Source organism: Cupriavidus basilensis, assembly GCF_000832305.1.
Taxonomy (GTDB): Bacteria; Pseudomonadota; Gammaproteobacteria; order Burkholderiales; family Burkholderiaceae; genus Cupriavidus; species Cupriavidus basilensis_F.
Map to the genome: position 1 here is coordinate 848,858 of NZ_CP010537.1, position 18,162 is coordinate 867,019.

Consider the following 18,162-nt stretch of genomic DNA (forward strand, 5'->3'; position numbering starts at 1 on the left):
GGGGCGTACCGGTATCAAAACGGGTTGGAGGAATCACGATGAAAACAACGACGATGTTTCGGCGGAGCGCGATCTCGCTCGCCGTTCTGGGGGCCACTGCGTCAAGCGCATATGCCTACGATTTCACCTTTGGCGGGGACGACGCGGTCAAGGGATCACTGGTAAGCAACATCACAGCCGGTGTGGCAACGCGGACAAAAAGCCCGAGCTGCGCACTCACGGGCGATCCGAACGCAAACGGCTGCGGTGCGGCGGCCAACACCGACCAGTGGGGCGCGGGCGACAACGGCGATTTGAACTATCGCCGATGGAAGCCCTACAGCACGTACCTGAGCGCGACCAGCGAGCTGCTGCTGACGATGCCCAGCGAGGGCCTGAAGTTCATGGCGCGCGGCACCGGCATGTACGACTTCATGGCCAAGAACACCGAGCGCACGCCACTGTCGAGTGATGCGAGGGCGCAGGTGGTTTACGACGCGCGCGTGCTTGATCTATGGGCGCAAAAGGACTTTACCGTGGCGGATCAGAACGCCCACGTCCGTATCGGCAACCAGGTCATCAACTGGGGCGAGAGCATGTTTGCCATGGGCGGCATCAATGCCACCAACTCGCTTGATATCCAGAAGTTGCTGATTCCGGGCTCGCAGCTCAAGCAGGCGCTGCTACCCGCGCCGATGGTGAGCTTTGCCACGAATCTCTCACATGGCTTCAGCACCGAGGCCTACTACCAGTTCATCCAGAACGGCAACCGCATGCCGCCGGTTGGCTCCTTCTGGTCGGCGTCCAACGTTGTGGGCCGTGGTGCTGAGCCGTTCACCGTGAACACGACCAATTTCAACGCGAATGGCCCGAGCGCGGGCACGGTCGCAGGCCAGAACGGTTTGAACAGCCATGACCCGGGCACTATTGCGGCAATCAACAACGGCCTGGTCAATGGTGACTTCGCCGGGGCCCCATCGTTCTCGATCGGGCTGCCGGTCTCCAACAAGCAGCCTTCGAAGTACAAGCCGCAGTTCGGTGTGAAGTTCAACTACGTGCCGACCTCCATCGACGCGAACTTCGCCTTCTATTACGAGAACTACACCGACAAGTCGCCCGTGTTGACCTCGTTCGCGAACAACACAGCGCAGTGGTCGTATCAGCAGAATCGTCAGCTGTTTGGTATCAGCGCGAACTTCCCGGTTGGGCCGTGGGCAGTGGGGACGGAACTGTCGTATCGCCCGCGTGACGCGGTGGCGCTCTCGGGCTGCTACGGCGCAGGCGGACCGATGGACCTGAACGTGAACCCGGCCGGTGTCGACTGCCAGCAGTGGGTTGATCGCAAGAAGCTGCAGTTCGGCATCAACGGCATTCTGGCGCTCACCCGCAGCGAGTATCCGTTCCTCAAGATGATCGGAGCGCAGTCGGCCACGCTGACCGCCGAGGCCACGATGGTCTACTACCCAGGCCTGGGTGGCAGCGTGACACGCACCGTAAACGGCGTGCAGGTCATGCAGGCACCCCAGGCTGGCTACTTAACGTGGCTGAACAACAACTCGGGCGCGGGCTACCCCATCGGCATGCGCCAGGGTACGGCCGCCTCGGGCGGCGTGACGGTCGACTTCAACTGGACTTATGACGGCACGCTGATCCCGGGCTGGCAGGTCACGCCGGGTGTGACGTTCAACGCGGGCCTGTACGGCTATACGCCCACCTTCAACGCGAACTACATGCAGGGCGCGAAGTCGGCCAACTTCTACGTGCTGTTCAACCAGAACCCGACGGTGTGGCAAGCGGGCATCAACTTCACGGCGTTCTGGGGTGGCCACAACACGGTCGGCAATCCGTACTCGGATCGCAACTTCATCGGCGCATTCGTCACGCGCAACTTCTGACGCGTTCGTGTGGGCAGCGGCGCACGCGGTGCGCAGCCAGAAATACTTGAAGGGGTAGTGTCGTGTTGAATCGTCTTGTTGCGGGGCTGGAAAAACTTTTCTTCGGCCACCGCGCGATCGTGCTCGTGGTGATCGGTCTGTTCACCGCAGGGATGGCAGTCTTCGCCGTGCAACTGCGCATGGATGCGGGCTTTGAGAAGCAGATGCCGATCGGCCATGAATACATCCAGACGTTCCAGAAGTACCGGAACGATCTGCTTGGGGCCAATCGCATCACGGTGGTGGTACGCGCGAAAAAGGGTTCCATCTGGACGCCGGAGGGGCTCACACGTCTGTACAACGTGACCCAGGCCGTCATTTACCTGCCGAACGTGGATCGCATCGGTGTGCGCTCGCTGTGGACGCCCAACGCGTTCGTCAATGAGATCACCGAAGAAGGCTTCCGCGCCGAGCCGATCATCTCGGGCAACATCACGCCGGATCAGCTGACGCCTGAAGTCGTTGCGAGCATTCGTCGCGCGACTACGCTCGGCGGCTATGTCGGCACGCTTGTCTCGCACAACGAAGACAGCGCGATGATCACCGCTGAGTTGAACGAGCGCGATAGCGCCGGCAAGGTGCTCGACTACGTGGCGTTCAACCACACGCTCGAAGACAAGATCCGCAAGCCGTTCGAAGATGCGGGATACGAGGTCCAGATCATCGGCTTCGCCAAGCAAATTGGGGACATTGCGGATGGCGCCAAGGGTGTGCTCGTCTTCTGCGCGATCGCGCTGCTACTGACGGCCCTTTCGGTGTACTGGTACTGCCATTCGGTGCGCTTCACGGTGCTGCTGATTGTGTGCTCGCTGTCGTCGCTGGTTTGGCAGTTCGGCACGCTGCGGCTGCTGGGCTTCGGGCTTGATCCGCTGGCGGTGCTCGTGCCGTTCCTGGTGTTCGCCATCGGGGTGTCGCACGGCGTGCAGCAAGTGAACTTCATCGTGCGCGAGATTGCCCGCGGCAATAGTTCCTACGACGCCGCCCGCCACAGCTTCAGCGGCTTGCTGATCCCCGGTGTGCTGGCCCTCGTTACCGCGTTCGTATCCTTCATCACGCTGCTGCTAATCCCGATTCCCATGGTGCGGGAGCTGGCGATCACGGCATCGCTGGGTGTGGCCTACAAGATCGTGACGAACTTGATCCTGTTGCCGGTGGCTGCCTCGTGCTTCAACTTCACGCAGGCTTATGCGCAGAGCGCACTCAAGCGTGCGGCTTGGCGCTCGGCGGTCCTGCGTCCTCTGTCAAAGGTCGCCCAGCCGAAGTACGCCGGCGTCACGCTGTTGATCACGTTGGTGGTGTTTGGGCTCGCGGTCTGGCAGAGCCGCGACCGTGTGATCGGCACGCTGCAGCCGGGCGCGCCGGAGCTGCGCGAGGAAGCGCGTTTCAACCGGGATGCGGCGTCGATTGCCGGCAACTACGACATGGGCCTCGACTGGTTGTCGGTGGCGATCGAGTCGAGCGGCAAGGCTTGTGACAACCCGGCGGCCGGCCTGTATGAGGACGAGTTCACCGCCGCCATGCGCACCGAGCCGGGCGTAGTGTCCGCCCAGTCGTACTCGGGGATGCTGCGCACCTACAACGCGGGCTACAACGAAGACTATCCAAAGATGAACGTCGTGCCGATCGACCCCGAGAACTATGGGGCTGTGTCGGTCGATGTGGCACGCCTGAAGGGCTTCATGACGGCGGATTGCAGCATGACGGCTGTCCATCTTTACCTGACCGATCACAAGGCGACGACGATCAACCGGATCCTGGATGACATCAAGCAGTACCGCGCATCGCATCCGTTCCCGGGTATCAAGATCCGCCTCGCAGCGGGTAATGCCGGCGTGCTGGCCGCCACCAATGACGAGGTGGAACACAGCGAGCTGCCGATGATGCTGTACGTCTACGCAGCCATCGTGATCCTGGTGTTCCTGGCCTACCGCGACTGGCGCTCGATGCTGGCGTGCTGCGTGCCGCTGACGGTGGCCACCTTCATTGGTTACTGGTTCATGAAGGAACTCAAGATCGGCCTGACGGTGGCGACCTTGCCGGTGATGGTGCTGGCGGTGGGCATCGGCGTGGACTACGCGCTGTACATCTACAACCGCCTGCAGCGGCACCTGGCCGAGGGCGACCCGATCGAGCGCGCGATGGAGCGTGCGCTGGAGTTCGAATGTGTGGCGACGATCTTTACTGCCATCACGCTGGCCGTCGGTGTGGCGACATGGAGCTTCTCGGCCCTGAAGTTCCAGGCGGACATGGGCAAGCTGCTGGCTTTCATGTTCATCGTGAACTTGGTGATGGCGATGACCGCACTTCCAGCGCTGGCCTCGGTGCTGGGGCGCTGGTTCCCGCGGCGCAAGCCGGCGCGTGCACCGGGCCTGTTGAACCACTGATCCGGAGGCAACCATGATGAAAACTATCTTTACCAGCATTGCACTGTGCGCGGCTTCTGTGGTCCTTGCACAAGCACCCTCCGAAGGCACGGTCGCGACCTGGAGCGCCAAGCCCGCGCATACGTGGCCAGTGCCGACCAACAGGATGCTGCTGGACGCCACGCGCGCCGGAAAACGCATCGTCGCCGTGGGCGAGCACGGCATCGTTCTGCTCTCCGACGATGAAGGCAACACGTATCGGCAGGCGCGCACGGTGCCGGTGTCCGCCACGCTATCCGCTGTCTCCTTTGCCGATGAAAAACACGGCTGGGCAGGCGGGCAGTGGGGTGTGATTCTCGCGACGAGCGATGGCGGTGAGACATGGCAAAAGCAACGGATGGACACGGCCGTCGATCAGCCGCTGTTCTCTGTGCTATTTACGAACGACCACGACGGCATTGCGGTTGGGCTGTGGTCTTTGATGCTGCAGACTCATGATGGTGGCAAGACGTGGACCAAAACGACGTTGCTAAAACCACCCGGGGGTGGCAAGGCCGACCGCAATCTGTACCACGTGTTTGCGGATGGTAAGGGCGCGCTCTACATCTCGGCCGAGCAAGGGACGGTGCTCAAGTCGGCCGATGGCGGTGCCACTTGGGACTACCTGGCAACGGGCGGCAAGGGCTCGCTGTGGTCGGGTGTAGCCATGCCCGATGGGCGGATTGTGGTGGGTGGTCTGCTCGGCAGCCTGTTCCAAAGCAGCGATGGCGGATCGACCTGGCAACCATTGAAGGCTGAGACCAAGAGTTCGATCACCGGTCTTGTGGCATCGGGCAAGGGGCTCCTTGCGGTTGGGCTGGATGGGTTGGTGATGAAGCAGCGCGAGGACGGTGCGCCGTTCGACGTAGCTCAGCGCCCCGACCGAGCAGCGGTCACGGCAGCGGTGATCGATACGGGCGGCAGGCCGATTCTGTTTTCGAAGGATGGCGTGCTCGCTGGGCTTTGAGCGCGTTTGTGATGCTGTTTCGCACACATCGGTTTAACGAGGCAAGAGGAGATTGACATGCAAGTGACTGCGCAGATGAAGCTGGAATTGGCTAGTGATGGTGCGACCGTCGTCCGAGGCTTGTTTCGCTCGGAGCGACTCAAGCAAATGCGCGAGGCGTTCGACTACGGGGTCGCCCATCCGAGCGCACAGCACGGCTACGCATTCGAAGGCACGCCGGACGAGCATTTCAACGACTACGGCAACTTTGACAACCGCGATGTGCACGTTGCGACGGTCAAGGCGTTGGAACTCGATGCACTTGTGGCGTCGCTCTGGGACACCGAGCATGTGTGGTTGATCGGTGAGGAAATCTTCATCAAGAAGGGCGGCAAGGCTGGCCGGTCGCCGTGGCACCAGGACACTTCGTACTATCCAATGAGCGGGCCGCAGATGCTCAACATCTGGACCTGTTTCGAGAGGATTCCCCGCAAGAATGCGCTCGAAATCGTGCGAGGCTCCCACCTCGGCATTCAGTACAACGGTACCTCCTACGACGACCCGAACAATCATACCAAGCCGTTGTGGGCCAATACCGATTGGCCCCAACTGCCCAACATTGAGGCTGAGCGCATGAAGGATCCTGTGTCGTGGGATGTCCTTTCCTGGGATCTTGAGCCGGGCGATGCGCTGGTGTTCCACTCCGGCTCCCTGCACGGTGGTGCTCCCGTGACCCCGGATTGCCCGGATCGCCATACGCTGGTCTACCGGTTCCACGGCGACAAGCTGTTCTACCGGCCCCTGCCGACTGGGGGATGCAACTTCGGTTATGACATTAGCGAGCTCAATGATTCGTCGCTGACGCCGGGCGAACCGTACCGGCCCCCATATTTCACGCAGTTGCGTTGACGCATGAGAAGTGCCTCGGCAGCGGTGGCGTAGCACCTGGCTGGGGTCGCGTCTGACCACAACGACGCCGAGGTTCTTTAGACCAGTGCACAGCGATTCGGTGCAATTGAATGTGTGCGCTGGTGACGTCTCCTGGATCCTAGGTTCGGTCTCCTCTGGGGTCTTTCGATGCCGTGGCAGCACGGCATCTTTTTTCCTAAGCGGGTCGGATTCTTCTTGAATCTGGCGCGCGACCGCGTCGGCGGTCAGACATACAGCCGCGATCTCGAGTCCGGGTTGCTTCCGGGCAGCCAGCCAATGGGCGTATCCGTGCGGCTTGTTGATGCTCTTGCTTTATGGAACGTCGTTGGTAGCGATGCGTCCCTGCGCGATAAGTGCTGTCATCACCATCACCAGTTCGAATGCGCGGTCCTCGCTCACGGATTGATGCTGAGCGTCAAACCGCAGCATCGTTACACCGTCCAGCAGTGCTGTGATGAGTGTCGCGCGAGCAAGGCATTCCCGCGCGGTTGCCGACGCGTCGAGTTCGCGGATGAGATCGGCCCAGATCACCCGATAGGCGGCATAGCCGTTTCTCACATACTCACGCGTGATCTCTGAATGCTGGGCCAGCGCCCACATCTCCGACCAGAGTTGCTGTACCGCAGGAACACAGGATTCGTTGAAGTTTTCTGCGGCAATTTCGAGCATGCGCTCCTGTGTCGGCTTGTCGCTTGGTTTGCCGATCTCCGAGTAGCGGTCCAGATAAGCCTGCCCCACCGCCTCCATCGTCGAGCGAAGCAAGTCGTCATGGGTCGGGAAATAGTTCTGAAGCACTGATGGCAGGACGCCAAGTTCTCTTGCCACCCGTGCCAAGGTGAAGTTTGCATAGCCTTCCGTCGCCAGCAGGTTGGCGGCGATGGAGATGATCTCGTTAATCTTGATCTCTCTACGCTTCCCCTGGGCTGTCGGCCGATAGTGGAAGGTGTCTTGAGCCGACTGACGCACGCGCAATTCCAGTAGAGCCGGTTGTAGATACCCGTCAGATCCAAAAACGCTGACACGGAGATCGCTACCGTCGTGAAGCGTGCGTGGACGACGAAGGGGCACCTCGTTTTTCAGCGTCGCTGCTGAAGCACTCACGACCATCTTTACGGCGCGCTTCGCAACACGAGCGAGTTCGACATAGTCTCTTCCCGGGTAGTCGCCGTGCGATGCAAATAGCGTCATGCCGTCCATCTGGGCGCCGATGACGGCGGCACGCACCAGACATTCTTCGCTGTTCAACGTGGGGTGAAGCTCCGACAGTAACTTCGCAAAGATGCCTCGAAAACGCGCCTGCATATCGTCCAGCAGTTCCGCGACAAAGGCGTCATGCGAGGCGAATGCCCAGATCTCCACCATGAATTTCGGCAGATCGGTCTCGTTGATGTTCTGGAAGATGCGATTGATCAGCACGGAGCAACGTTGTGCTGCCCCCGTGCCCGGACGATTCGCAATCGCTGTGTAGTCCTCCATGACCTGGCTCATATAGGCCGGGAGCGCGGTGCGCAGCAATTCTTCTGTCGTTCGAAAGTAGTACTGGAGATTTCCATGGGTGATGCCCATGCGATCCGCTACACGACGTATTGCGAACCCGGCATAGCCGTCATCCTGAAAGACCTGGCGGGCGGTATCAATGATCTCCCGAATGCGCTGTTCCCGATTGCGCCGCGTTGACGGCCGCACCTCGGACTTGGCTCCCTCCGAATGGTCAGGGGCTCCTCGCTTGATCGCGCTATTTTGCACGTCGACTCTCCCATGGCTTGTACAAGACTTCTGCAGATTATAGGCCTATCCGACGGAAGAGGAAAAACGCCGCTTCTTTCTCCGCTGCCTTTGTGCATAAGAGATGACTGCTTGCGTGCGCCGGGCGCTCGCCAACGTCTTTAACTCAAGCACGTAGCGGACGACTGTCCGCGCCAACCTTGCACTGCGAAGCCCCTTAGTTGGTCTGCTGCGCTACGCAGCAGCTTGCAGCGTGCGAAGTTGAGTCGGCATGACACCGTTTGCGTCGCGCTTGGTCGGTGTTTTCCCTAGCTTGTTGGCCCTTGAATGTAGGCCAATGCACCGTTAATATTAGGCCATAAGAACGTAATTCTAGGGCCGAAGATACGTTCATGCTTGATTGATATCAAATGCGGAGGAGCCGGTGGATTTCAGTCATCGCAGTGCTGCTTTGCATGCGGGTTCCGAGAGGTGCTGCACGCCTTCCCAACTTGGTGGTGAAACAGGAGAAGGGCGGCGTCGCTTCTCTTTCCCCCGGACATGAGAGCCGGCTTCAACGGATGTGCAGTGCACCGTCGCGTATCCATTCACGCCGGCACCGGCCAGCTCTATGAGCCGGTTACACCACTGCGTGGCGAGGCCGGTATGCGCCAGGGTCAGGGCATCGAAGAGGCGGCACAGGTTGTCCACATTTTGAGCAAGGATTGAGGGAGTCTGAAATGAGCACGGTTGTCGAGTCAAAGCAGGAAAAGCCAGCTGAGCGTGCGGGAATGACCCGGCGCAATTTCGTGAAAGGTGCGGCAGCCGCGGCCGTTGTCGTGCCTGCCGTGGCGGCGATGCAAAGTGCGCGCACGGAACCGGTGGAGGACGGCAAAGAGCGAGCCGACCTCGAAAAGTATCGGGCGCTTGGGGGATGGGTTGAAAAGCCCGACGACATGCAACCTGCGCTCGAAGGCGATGTCAGCGCGGATGTGGTGATCGCCGGCGCCGGTTTCGCAGGCCTTTCCGCGGCAGTGGAGCTCGCCAAGCAGGGCGCGAAAGTGGTTGTCATTGAGCGTGAGTTTCCCGGCTTTGGCGCAAGCGGCCGCAACGCGGGCTATCTGGCCGGCGCCATGGGGCTCGAATACGATCTGATGCTCCGGGATATCAGCAAGGAGCAGGCGACGCAGATCGTCCGCTACTACGACGACGCAGTCGGCTTCGTCGAAGGCAAGCTCAAGGAACACGATATCGACTGCGAGTACGTGCAGTCCGGATGGATCCGTGTGGGCGTGCATCCATCGCAGGAAAAGAAGATCCGCGAGGAGATGCAGATCGGTGCCGAACACGGCCATAAGTCGGAGTTTCTGGATCAGGCGCAGATGCGCGCGCGCGGGATCCCCCCCGCGTTCCTGTTTGGCGAATACACACCGACTGGCGGCACGCTCCACCCCGGCAAATACGTGATGGGGCTGCGGCGTGCGGCACTGCGGGCCGGCGTGAAGCTTTACGAGAACACGCCGCTGCTGTCTTACACGGAAGGCCCCGTCATCCAGGTGAAGACCCCGGGCGGTAGCGTCAGCGCCCCGGTGCTGATGTTTGCCACCAATGCCTACACCCCGCAGCTCGGCTTGCTTGCAAACAAGGTGGTGCCATTGCGGATCTCGGCAATCGAGACCGAGCCGCTGTCCAAAGCGCAACTGGCGTCGCTGGGTTGGCCAAGGCGCGAAGGCATCATCACCGGCCACTACGCCATGGAAAGCTTCCGCCTGACGGCACGCAACACGATCATCTCCACCGTCAAGCGCATCCACTATCCATACGGCTCAAAGACGCCGAATGTGCCCGCCTACGATCAGTATCGTGAATTGAGGACGAACCTCCATGAGCGCTTGCCGATTTTGAAGGACGTCGCATTGCGGCACTGCTGGAGCGGCTATATCAGCGCCGCCGGCGACGCACTTCCCGTGGTCGGCAGAAGCGGCGCGAACCAGAACATTTACTACACCGCAGGGTGTTCTGGGCATGGTGTAGCCAGTCAATCCATGGTGGGGCACATGATTGCCCAGCACATTCGCGGCACCGAGCCGCCGCTGCTGACTGCGTTGCACCACGACACGCCCTCGCTGCCGCCCGAGCCGTTCCGGTGGTGCTTCATCAATGGGCTACTGGTCGGCGCGAACGCGATGGACGATTGGGTGAACCGCAAGGTGCGCGACGCTTCAGCCTGAAGGTTCCAGAAATCGATGCCTGACAAGGTACTCGAAGGATTCCGCTCCAACTGCTGGCAGCGCCGCCTGGGCTCGCCAAATGAAATCGCAAACGTCTATGCGTTCCTTGCCTCCGGTGAGGTCAGCTTTATCAACGGGGAAGCGATCGAAGCGGGTTCGCAGTTGTTCAGTCATCAATATCATCGTGAGGTAACACCATGTCCGTTAAGCGTTTCCCCAATTCAGCCGCGCCCTCTGAACTCGCGTCCGCCATTGAAGCGGACGGCGGTGTGATCGTGAAGGGCTTCCTCAGCCCCAGCCTGCTCGAGAACCTGAAGCAGGAACTTCTTCCGATGCTCGAAGCGACCCCGAACGGGGTGGACGAGTACTTTGCCGGTGCACAAACGCGGCGGCTGTCACGTCTGTTTGCACGCACCGACCATATCGTCGACGTCGCGCTGAACCCGCTGTATCTCGAAACCGCGCGCCTCATCCTGCAGAAGCCGATCAAGCTCTGGAGTGGAGAGAACCAGGTCGAGGTGGCGCCCGATATTCAGGTGGGTGTGACGCAGGCCATTCAGATTCGCCCTGGTCAAGGCGTGCAACCGTTGCACCGTGACGATTCGGTCTGGCTTTGGCGGCACCCCGGCTACAACCGGGAAGCTCGCGTGCAGATCATGATCGCCATCACCGATTTTTCTGAAGAGAACGGTGGGACTTTGGTCATCCCGGGCAGCCACAAGTGGGATGACGAACGCATGCCAAAGCAAGAAGAGGCGATCCCGACCTCGATGGACGCGGGCGATGCGCTGATCTTCATCGGTTCGACGTACCACGGAGGTGGTCAGAACCGTAGCAATACGCCGCGCACGGGACTGACCATGTCGTATGACCTCGCGATCTTGCGACAGGAAGAGAACCACTATCTGACATTGCCGATCGAGCGCGTCAAGCGCTTTCCTGAGGAAATGCAGCGGCTGCTTGGGTGGTCGTGTAGCACGACCTATGCGGGATTTGTCGAGCGCAACGGGGTGATGACTGACCCGCAGGCGTTGCTCCAGCAGGACGACTTTGTCGAGGTCGGCCACTTCGACTGACTCCAGTGCATCCGTCCCTCCCATGGATCGCATGGGCGGGGGCTCTATCGCTTCAAGAGCGGTGCGGGCCGGATGCCACTGGAGCGATGCCCGAGGGCGTCAGCACGCTGTCGCAACAGGATATCGACGGCTGTGCGCGATACATCGCAAGCCAATAGATCACGCAGATTTTTCAAGTTGGGCACGGGGAGTCAAGGTGGACGACATTGCAAAGAAACACGATGAGGCGCCCGAGGCGGCTGCGCTCACGCGGCGCGGCTTTCTCGGCATGGCCGCATCGGTGACGGCAGTGGCGACGGCAGCAGTATTGCCGAACGTGGCGGGCGCTGTGAGTGCCGCCGGTGACGAGCGCGACGTGCTCGAAGTGGCCATCATCGGCGCCGGGCTGGCCGGCCTGACCGCGGCACGTGACCTGAAGCGTGCGGGGTGCGAGTCCTTCGTTGTGCTGGAAGCGCGCGACCGCGTCGGCGGACGGACCCTCAACCACGATCTCGGCAACGGCTACTTCTCGGAAGCGGGTGGCCAATGGATCGGGCCCGGCCAGACTGCGGTTGCCGATCTGGCTCGCGAGCTGGGGGTCGGCTCCTTCCTAACGTACTGGGAGGGCAAGGCCGTGATGCTTGCCGGCAACGCACGCGCGACCATCGCAATCGATGGCGGCTTTGACACGGATCCGAAGCTGCGGCGCGAGCTCGAGGAGATGGCCAGGAGCGTGCCGACCGCCGCGCCGTGGACGTCACCGCGTGCTGCCGAGTTCGACGCCATGTCGCTAGCCGACTGGCTGGCAACCAAGCACCTCACACCGGAAGACCAAATCGGCTGGGCGCTCGCCGCGCAGCTGACGACGGGTACTGCACCGGAAAAACTATCGATGCTGCACTATCTGTCCCTGATCAACTCGGCTGAATGCAATTACCGGCAGCTCGAAGCAGTCAAGGGCGGTGCACAGGAGAGCCGCATTGCGGGTGGCTCGCAGATCCTGTCGATCAAGATGGCCGAGGCGCTGGGCGACAAGGTGCGCCTGTCGACCCCGGTGCTGCGCATCGAGAACTGGCAGAACGGACCGGTGACCCTCCACACCGCGAAGGGCGTGATCCGCGCGCGCAGTTTGATCGTCGCGCTCTCGCCATCGCTGTGCAATCAGATCACCTTCGATCCGCCGCTGCCGGAAAAGCGCCGGGAAATGCAGCGCCGCTGGCCTGCCTATGCACCGATGCGCAAGACGGCGCATGTCTACAAGAAAGCGTTCTGGCGCGACAAGGGCTTGAACGGCATGGTCGTGCAATTGAAGGGGCCGGTCCAATGGGCCTTCGACAACTCGCCGGAAGATGTCTCGTTCGGCGTGATCTCGGCCTTTGCGAACAACGGCGTGCTGCCGTCCGACCCCAAGGCTGCCGAAGCCGAGCTCTCGCGCATCTATGCCCAGGCGTTTGGCGACGAGGCGTTGCATCCTGTCGCGTACCACGAGCACGACTGGGGCAAGGCTGACAACTGGTCACTGAGCTGCACATCGCCCATCCCTCCGGGCTTTCTCACCAAGTACGGCGATGTGCTGCATCCGTCAATCGGCCGGCTGATCTGGGCAGGTACGGAAACCGCGGAAATCTGGATTACCACCATGGACGGTGCCATACGGTCGGGCCACAAGGCGGCATTGCAGGCGCTTCAGGCCGTGGCAGAGCTGAAAGCATGACGAACACGAAAACGAAATCACGCGGCCGCGGCAAGCGGATTCTGGTGCTGGGGGGCGCGCTGCTGTTGGCCGCAGTGGTAGTCGGCGGCGTCATGTACGGGCCGGAGCTCTATGGCCTGCTGCAGTTTGGCAAGCAGCTCGATCAGATCACGCAGGAGGACACGCGTGTCGGCGGTCCATGGCCGCGCGCCAGCGAAGCGTGCGTGTCTTGCCATGGTTATGGGGGCAATGCACGTGCACAGACCTATCCGCGCTTGGCGGGTCAGCCGGAGGCCTACCTGAAGAAACAGCTCACCGCCTTCGCCAGCGGCGAGCGCAGCAATCCGACCATGACGTCGCTGGCGGTGAGCATGTCGCAACGCGAGCTTGACGGCTTGGCGGCGCATTTCTCGAAGATGACGCCGCTGCCGAACACGACGTTCCAGGCGGATCCGGCACGCGTGGCGCGCGGCGAGGCGCTGGTCAAGGCCAACAACTGCGCCGCTTGTCATGGTCAGCAGTTGGAGGGCAAGGACCTGTATCCGCGGTTGGCCGGGCAGGGTTACGGCTATCTGCGCGATCAGCTGACCAGCTTCAAGAGCGGCGCACGCCGCGATGCCACCGGCTCGATGCCGGTAGTCGCCAGAGCGCTGTCGCAACAGGATATCGACGACCTGGCGCAATACATCGCAAGCCGATAGACCACGCAGATTTTTCAAGCTAGGCGGGAAACAAGATGGACGTTATTGCAAAGAAACGCGATGAGGCGCCGGAGGCGGCCGCGCTCACGCGTCGCGGCTTTCTCGGCATGGCCGCGTCGGTGACGGCCGTGGCAACGGCGGCGGTACTGCCGAAGGTGGCGAGCGCTGCGAGTGCTGCAAGCGATGAGCGCGGCGTGCTCGAGGTGGCCATCATCGGCGCCGGGCTGGCAGGCCTGACGGCGGCGCGTGACCTGAAACGTGCCGGATGCGAATCCTTCGTTGTGCTGGAGGCGCGCGACCGCGTCGGCGGACGCACCCTCAACCACGATCTCGGCAACGGCTACTTCTCGGAAGCAGGCGGCCAATGGATTGGGCCAGGCCAGACCGCAGTCGCCGATCTGGCGCGCGAGCTCGGCGTCGGTACGTTCCTCACCTACTGGCAAGGCAAGTCCATGATGCTGGCCGGCGATGCACGCGCCGCGATCGATATCGGAGGCGTACCCGGTACGGATCCGAAGTTTCAGCGCGAACTCGAGGCGATGGCCAAGAGCGTGCCGTCGGGGGCGCCGTGGAAGTCGCCGCATGCCGCCGAATGGGATGTGATGTCGGTCGGCGACTGGCTGGCGAAAAAGAACATCGCGCCGGAGAACCAGATCGATTGGGCATCCAGCTTGCGACTGACGAGCGGCACCTCGCCGACGAAACTATCGCTCCTGTACTACCTGTCGATGATCAACTCGGCCGATTGCAAGTACGAGCGGCTCGAAGGCACCAGTGGTGGTGCGCAGCAGGCCCGTCTCTCGGGCGGTTCGCAGATCCTGTCAATCAAGATGGCACAGGCACTGGGCGACAAGGTCCGATTGTCGACTCCCGTGTTGCGCATTGAAAACTGGCAGAACGGGCCGGTTGCCATCCACACCCCGAATGGCGTGATCCGTGCGCGCAACGTGATCGTCGCGCTCTCGCCGCCGCTGTGCAACCAGATCGCCTTCGATCCGCCGCTGCCGGAAAAACGCCACGAGATGCAGCGGCGCTGGCCCGCCTATGCGCCGATGCGCAAGACAGCCCATCTCTACAAGAAGCCGTTCTGGCGCGACAAGGGGCTGAGCGGCTGGATCGCTCAAATCAAGGGGCCGGTGCTATGGGCCTATGACAACTCGCCGGAGGATCTCTCGTTCGGTGTGATCAACGCGTTTGTGCACACCGGCTTACTGCCATCCGATCCGAAGGTGGCCGAGGCCGAATTGACGCGCATCTATGCCGAGGCGCTCGGTGACGAGGCGCTGCATCCCGTGGCCTATCACGACCGCGACTGGGGCAAGGCAGATCCATGGACGCTGACCTGCGTCTCGCCGATGCCACCCGGCTTTCTCACCCAGTACGGTGAAGCCTTGCATCCGTCGGTTGGCAGGCTGATCTGGTCGGGCACGGAAACAGCAGACATCTGGGCGGGCTACATGGATGGCGCAGTGCGTTCCGGCCACAAGGCAGCATTGCAGGCGCTGCAAGCCTCGGCAGCGAAGAGGGCATGATGAATACGACGACGAAAACGAAACCACGCAGCCGCGGCAAGCGGATGCTCATCCTCTCGGGCTGGCTGCTGTTAGCTGTCGCCGTGATCGCCGGCATCATGTACGGGCCGGAACTTTACAGGCTGCTGCAACTGGGTCATCAGGTCAACCAGATCTCGCAGGATGACACGCATGCCGGTGGTACCTGGCCACGTCCGAGCGAAGCGTGCATTGGCTGTCATGGCTACGGAGGCAATGCGGGTAGCCAGATCTATCCGCACTTGGCGGGGCAGCCGGAGCCTTATCTCAAGAAGCAGCTTGCGGCATTCGCCAGCGGCGAACGCAGCGATCCAAACATGACGCCGATGGCGCTGAGCATGTCGCCGCGCGAGCTGGACGGTCTGGTGGCGTTTTTCTCGAAGACGGCGCCGCTGCCGAATACGACCTTCCGTGCCGATGCAGCGCGCGTGGCACGTGGCGAAGCACTGATCAAGGCCAACAACTGCGCCGCCTGTCACGGGCAGCAGTTGGAGGGGAAGGACGTCTATCCGCGATTGGCCGGGCAAGGCCATGACTACCTCATCGATCAGTTGACGCGCTTCAAGAGCGGTGCGCGACGCGATGCCACCGGCGCGATGCCGGCGGTCGTCAGAGTGCTGTCGCAACAGGATATTGAAGACCTGGCGCAATACATCGCAAGCCGCTAGAGCGCCCAATTTTTCAAGCTAGGCAGGAGACAACATGGACGATATTCCAACGAAGCGCGATGAGACGCCAGAGGCGGCCGCACTCACGCGTCGCGGCTTTCTCGGTATGGCCGCATCGGTGACAGCCGCGGCGACGGTAGCCGTACTGCCGAAGGTGGCGAGCGCCGCAATTGCCGCGAGCGATGAGCGCGACGTGCTCGAAGTGGTCGTCATCGGTGCTGGGCTGGCCGGCCTGACCGCGGCCCGTGACTTGAAGCGTGCCGGATGCGAGTCCTTCGTGGTGCTGGAGGCGCGCGACCGCGTCGGCGGACGTACCCTCAACCACGACCTCGGCAACGGCTACTTCTCGGAATCGGGCGGCCAATGGATCGGGCCGGGTCAGACCGCGGTTGCTGATCTGGCACGCGAGCTGGGCGTCGGCACATTTCCCACCTACTGGCAGGGTAAGACCATGATGCTGGCCGGTGACGCTCATGCCGCAGTCGATACCGAGGGCGGGTTCGGCACGGATCCGAAGATTGCGCATGAACTCGAGGAGCTGGCCAAGAGCGTGCCGTGCGGCGCGCCGTGGAAATCGCCGCGCGCCGCCGAGTTCGACGCGATGTCGGTCGGCGACTGGCTGGTGAAAAAGAACATCGCAAACGCAGACCAGATCGGTTGGTCGACCGGCTTGGCGATCACGGGTGGCGCCTCGCCGGCGCGACTGTCGCTGCTGCACTGGTTGTCGATGGTCAATTCAGCCGAATGCAATTACGACCGGCTCGAAGCGGTCAAGGGCGGCGCGCAACAGACCCGCATCTCCGGCGGTTCGCAGATCCTGTCGATCAAGATGGCGCAGGCGCTGGGTGACAAGGTGAGGCTGTCGACCCCCGTGCTGCGCGTCGAGAACTGGCAGAACGGACCGGTCGCCATTCATACCGCGAACGGTGTGGTTCGTGCGCGCAACGTGATCGTCGCGCTCGCGCCGATGCTGTGCAACCAGATTGCCTTCGACCCGCCGCTGCCGGAGAAACGCCACGAAATGCAGCGCCGCTGGCCTGCGTTTGCGCCCGGGCGAAAGACGACGCATGTCTACAAGAAAGCGTTCTGGCGCGACAGGGGCTTGAATGGCTGGATTTTTCAACCGGGGGGGCCGGTACTTTGGGCGTACGACAACTCGCCGGAGGATGTCTCGTTCGGCGTGATCAACGCGTTCGTGCACATCAGCATGCTGCCGGCCGATCCGAAGGAGGCCGAGGCCCAACTCTCGCAGATCTATGCCCAGGCGTTTGGCGACCAAGCGCTGCACCCCATCGCGTTCCATCAGCGTGATTGGCTCAAGGCAGATAAATGGACGCTGAGCTGCGTGTCGCCGATGCCGCCCGGTTTTCTCACCACGTACGGTGAAGCCCTGCATCCGTCCGTTGGCAAGCTGATCTGGTCGGGCACGGAAACGGCGGAAATCTGGGCGGGTTACATGGATGGTGCGGTGCGTTCCGGCCACAAGGCAGCGTTGCAGGCGCTGCAGGCCGTAGCCGGGCGGGAGGCTTGATGAATACCACAACGAAACCACGCAGCCGTGGCAGGCGGATGCTCATCCTGTCGGGCTGGCTGGTCTTGGCCGCCGTCGTGGTCGCCGGCATCGTCTACGGACCGGAAGTCTATGGCTTGCTGCGTGTAAGCAATGAGGTCGACAAGATCTCGGAGGACAACGCACGTGTGAACGGCCCTTGGCCTCGTGCCAGCGACTCCTGTGCGTACTGCCACGGCTTCGAAGGCAACGCCGTTACCCAGGCCTATCCGCGCCTGGCGGGGCAGAAAGAGGCGTATCTCAGGAAGCAACTCAAGGCATTCGCTAGTGGCGAGCGTAGCGACCCGACCATGACGCCATTTGCGCTCAGCCTGTCGGAGCACGAGTTCGAGTCGATGGTGACGCATTTCTCGCAGATGACGCCGCTACCGAACACCAGCTTCCATGCCGATGCGGCCCGCGTGGCACGTGGCGAAGGGCTGGCCAAGGCCAAGAATTGCGCCGCCTGCCACGGGCAGCAACTGGAAGGCAAGGACGCGTATCCGCGATTGGCCGGGCAGGGCTACGACTACTTGGTCGTTCAGCTCACGAACTTCAAGACCGGTAAGCGCCACGAATCCACCGGGGTAATGGCGGCGATGGCCGGCCCATTGTCGCAACAGGATATCGAAGACCTCGCGCAATTCATCGCCAGCCGATAAGAAGGAGACAGGCCATGACACAACGCGTGATTCATCCCACGTGGTTGTGTCTCTTCGGCATTAGCTTGCTGCGCAAGCGCGCACCAGCCTTCGTTGGCACGGAGATAGCGCCAGCCGCCTGACATACCTGAACGAAGCCCACATGGATCGGCAGTGTC

At 61.9% G+C, this 18,162-nt stretch carries 14 protein-coding genes; 13 read left to right on the forward strand and 1 reads right to left on the reverse strand.

Features of this window, described 5'->3' with window-relative positions:
* Positions 1-38 precede the first annotated feature (38 nt).
* The 4 genes from RR42_RS24585 (at position 39) to RR42_RS24600 (ending at position 6,170) form a co-directional block, all read left to right on the forward strand.
* Positions 39-1,874 carry a DUF1302 domain-containing protein gene (locus RR42_RS24585; protein WP_043353793.1) on the forward strand — a complete coding sequence of 612 codons (1,836 nt, stop codon included), beginning with the start codon at positions 39-41 and terminating at the stop codon, positions 1,872-1,874.
* Positions 1,875-1,936: 62 nt separating this feature from the next.
* The gene (locus RR42_RS24590; RefSeq protein WP_043353795.1) at positions 1,937-4,297 is read left to right on the forward strand and encodes an efflux RND transporter permease subunit; all 2,361 of its coding nucleotides are present in this window, start codon (positions 1,937-1,939) and stop codon (positions 4,295-4,297) included.
* A gap of 13 nt (positions 4,298-4,310) precedes the next feature.
* Complete coding sequence (locus RR42_RS24595; protein WP_043353798.1) at positions 4,311-5,282, forward strand: WD40/YVTN/BNR-like repeat-containing protein; 972 nt, start codon at positions 4,311-4,313, stop codon at positions 5,280-5,282.
* A gap of 57 nt (positions 5,283-5,339) precedes the next feature.
* A complete protein-coding gene (locus RR42_RS24600) occupies positions 5,340-6,170 on the forward strand; it encodes a phytanoyl-CoA dioxygenase family protein (protein ID WP_043353799.1) in 831 nt (276 codons plus the stop codon).
* A 333-nt stretch (positions 6,171-6,503) separates the two neighbouring features.
* Here the strand turns inward: RR42_RS24600 and RR42_RS24605 are convergent, their stop codons facing one another.
* On the reverse strand, positions 6,504-7,937 hold the full coding sequence (locus RR42_RS24605) for a TetR/AcrR family transcriptional regulator (RefSeq protein ID WP_043353801.1): 1,434 nt from the start codon (positions 7,935-7,937) through the stop codon (positions 6,504-6,506).
* A 698-nt stretch (positions 7,938-8,635) separates the two neighbouring features.
* Here RR42_RS24605 and RR42_RS24610 point away from each other — a divergent pair.
* The 9 genes from RR42_RS24610 to RR42_RS24645 all read left to right on the forward strand — a co-directional run bounded on the left by RR42_RS24610 (position 8,636) and on the right by RR42_RS24645 (position 18,004).
* Positions 8,636-10,126 carry an FAD-binding oxidoreductase gene (locus RR42_RS24610; protein ID WP_419188909.1) on the forward strand — a complete coding sequence of 497 codons (1,491 nt, stop codon included), beginning with the start codon at positions 8,636-8,638 and terminating at the stop codon, positions 10,124-10,126.
* Positions 10,127-10,141: 15 nt separating this feature from the next.
* Positions 10,142-10,399, forward strand: a complete 258-nt coding sequence (locus RR42_RS39900) for an SDR family oxidoreductase (protein ID WP_236702178.1) — start codon at positions 10,142-10,144, stop codon at positions 10,397-10,399.
* Complete coding sequence (locus tag RR42_RS24615) at positions 10,324-11,202, forward strand: phytanoyl-CoA dioxygenase family protein (protein WP_043353803.1); 879 nt, start codon at positions 10,324-10,326, stop codon at positions 11,200-11,202. Before RR42_RS39900 ends, RR42_RS24615 begins: the two co-directional genes overlap by 76 nt.
* A gap of 196 nt (positions 11,203-11,398) precedes the next feature.
* Positions 11,399-12,895 (forward strand): flavin monoamine oxidase family protein, encoded by a 1,497-nt coding sequence (locus tag RR42_RS24620; protein ID WP_043353806.1) that lies wholly within the window; start codon positions 11,399-11,401, stop codon positions 12,893-12,895.
* Positions 12,892-13,575: a c-type cytochrome gene (locus RR42_RS24625; protein WP_052494937.1), complete on the forward strand. Its 684-nt coding sequence runs from the start codon at positions 12,892-12,894 to the stop codon at positions 13,573-13,575. Before RR42_RS24620 ends, RR42_RS24625 begins: the two co-directional genes overlap by 4 nt.
* A gap of 35 nt (positions 13,576-13,610) precedes the next feature.
* On the forward strand, positions 13,611-15,107 hold the full coding sequence (locus RR42_RS24630; RefSeq protein ID WP_043353808.1) for a flavin monoamine oxidase family protein: 1,497 nt from the start codon (positions 13,611-13,613) through the stop codon (positions 15,105-15,107).
* Complete coding sequence (locus tag RR42_RS24635) at positions 15,104-15,793, forward strand: c-type cytochrome (protein WP_082055092.1); 690 nt, start codon at positions 15,104-15,106, stop codon at positions 15,791-15,793. Before RR42_RS24630 ends, RR42_RS24635 begins: the two co-directional genes overlap by 4 nt.
* Before the next feature lie 34 nt (positions 15,794-15,827).
* Complete coding sequence (locus RR42_RS24640; RefSeq protein WP_043353812.1) at positions 15,828-17,324, forward strand: flavin monoamine oxidase family protein; 1,497 nt, start codon at positions 15,828-15,830, stop codon at positions 17,322-17,324.
* Positions 17,324-18,004, forward strand: a complete 681-nt coding sequence (locus tag RR42_RS24645) for a c-type cytochrome (protein WP_043353814.1) — start codon at positions 17,324-17,326, stop codon at positions 18,002-18,004. Before RR42_RS24640 ends, RR42_RS24645 begins: the two co-directional genes overlap by 1 nt.
* Positions 18,005-18,162 lie beyond the last annotated feature (158 nt).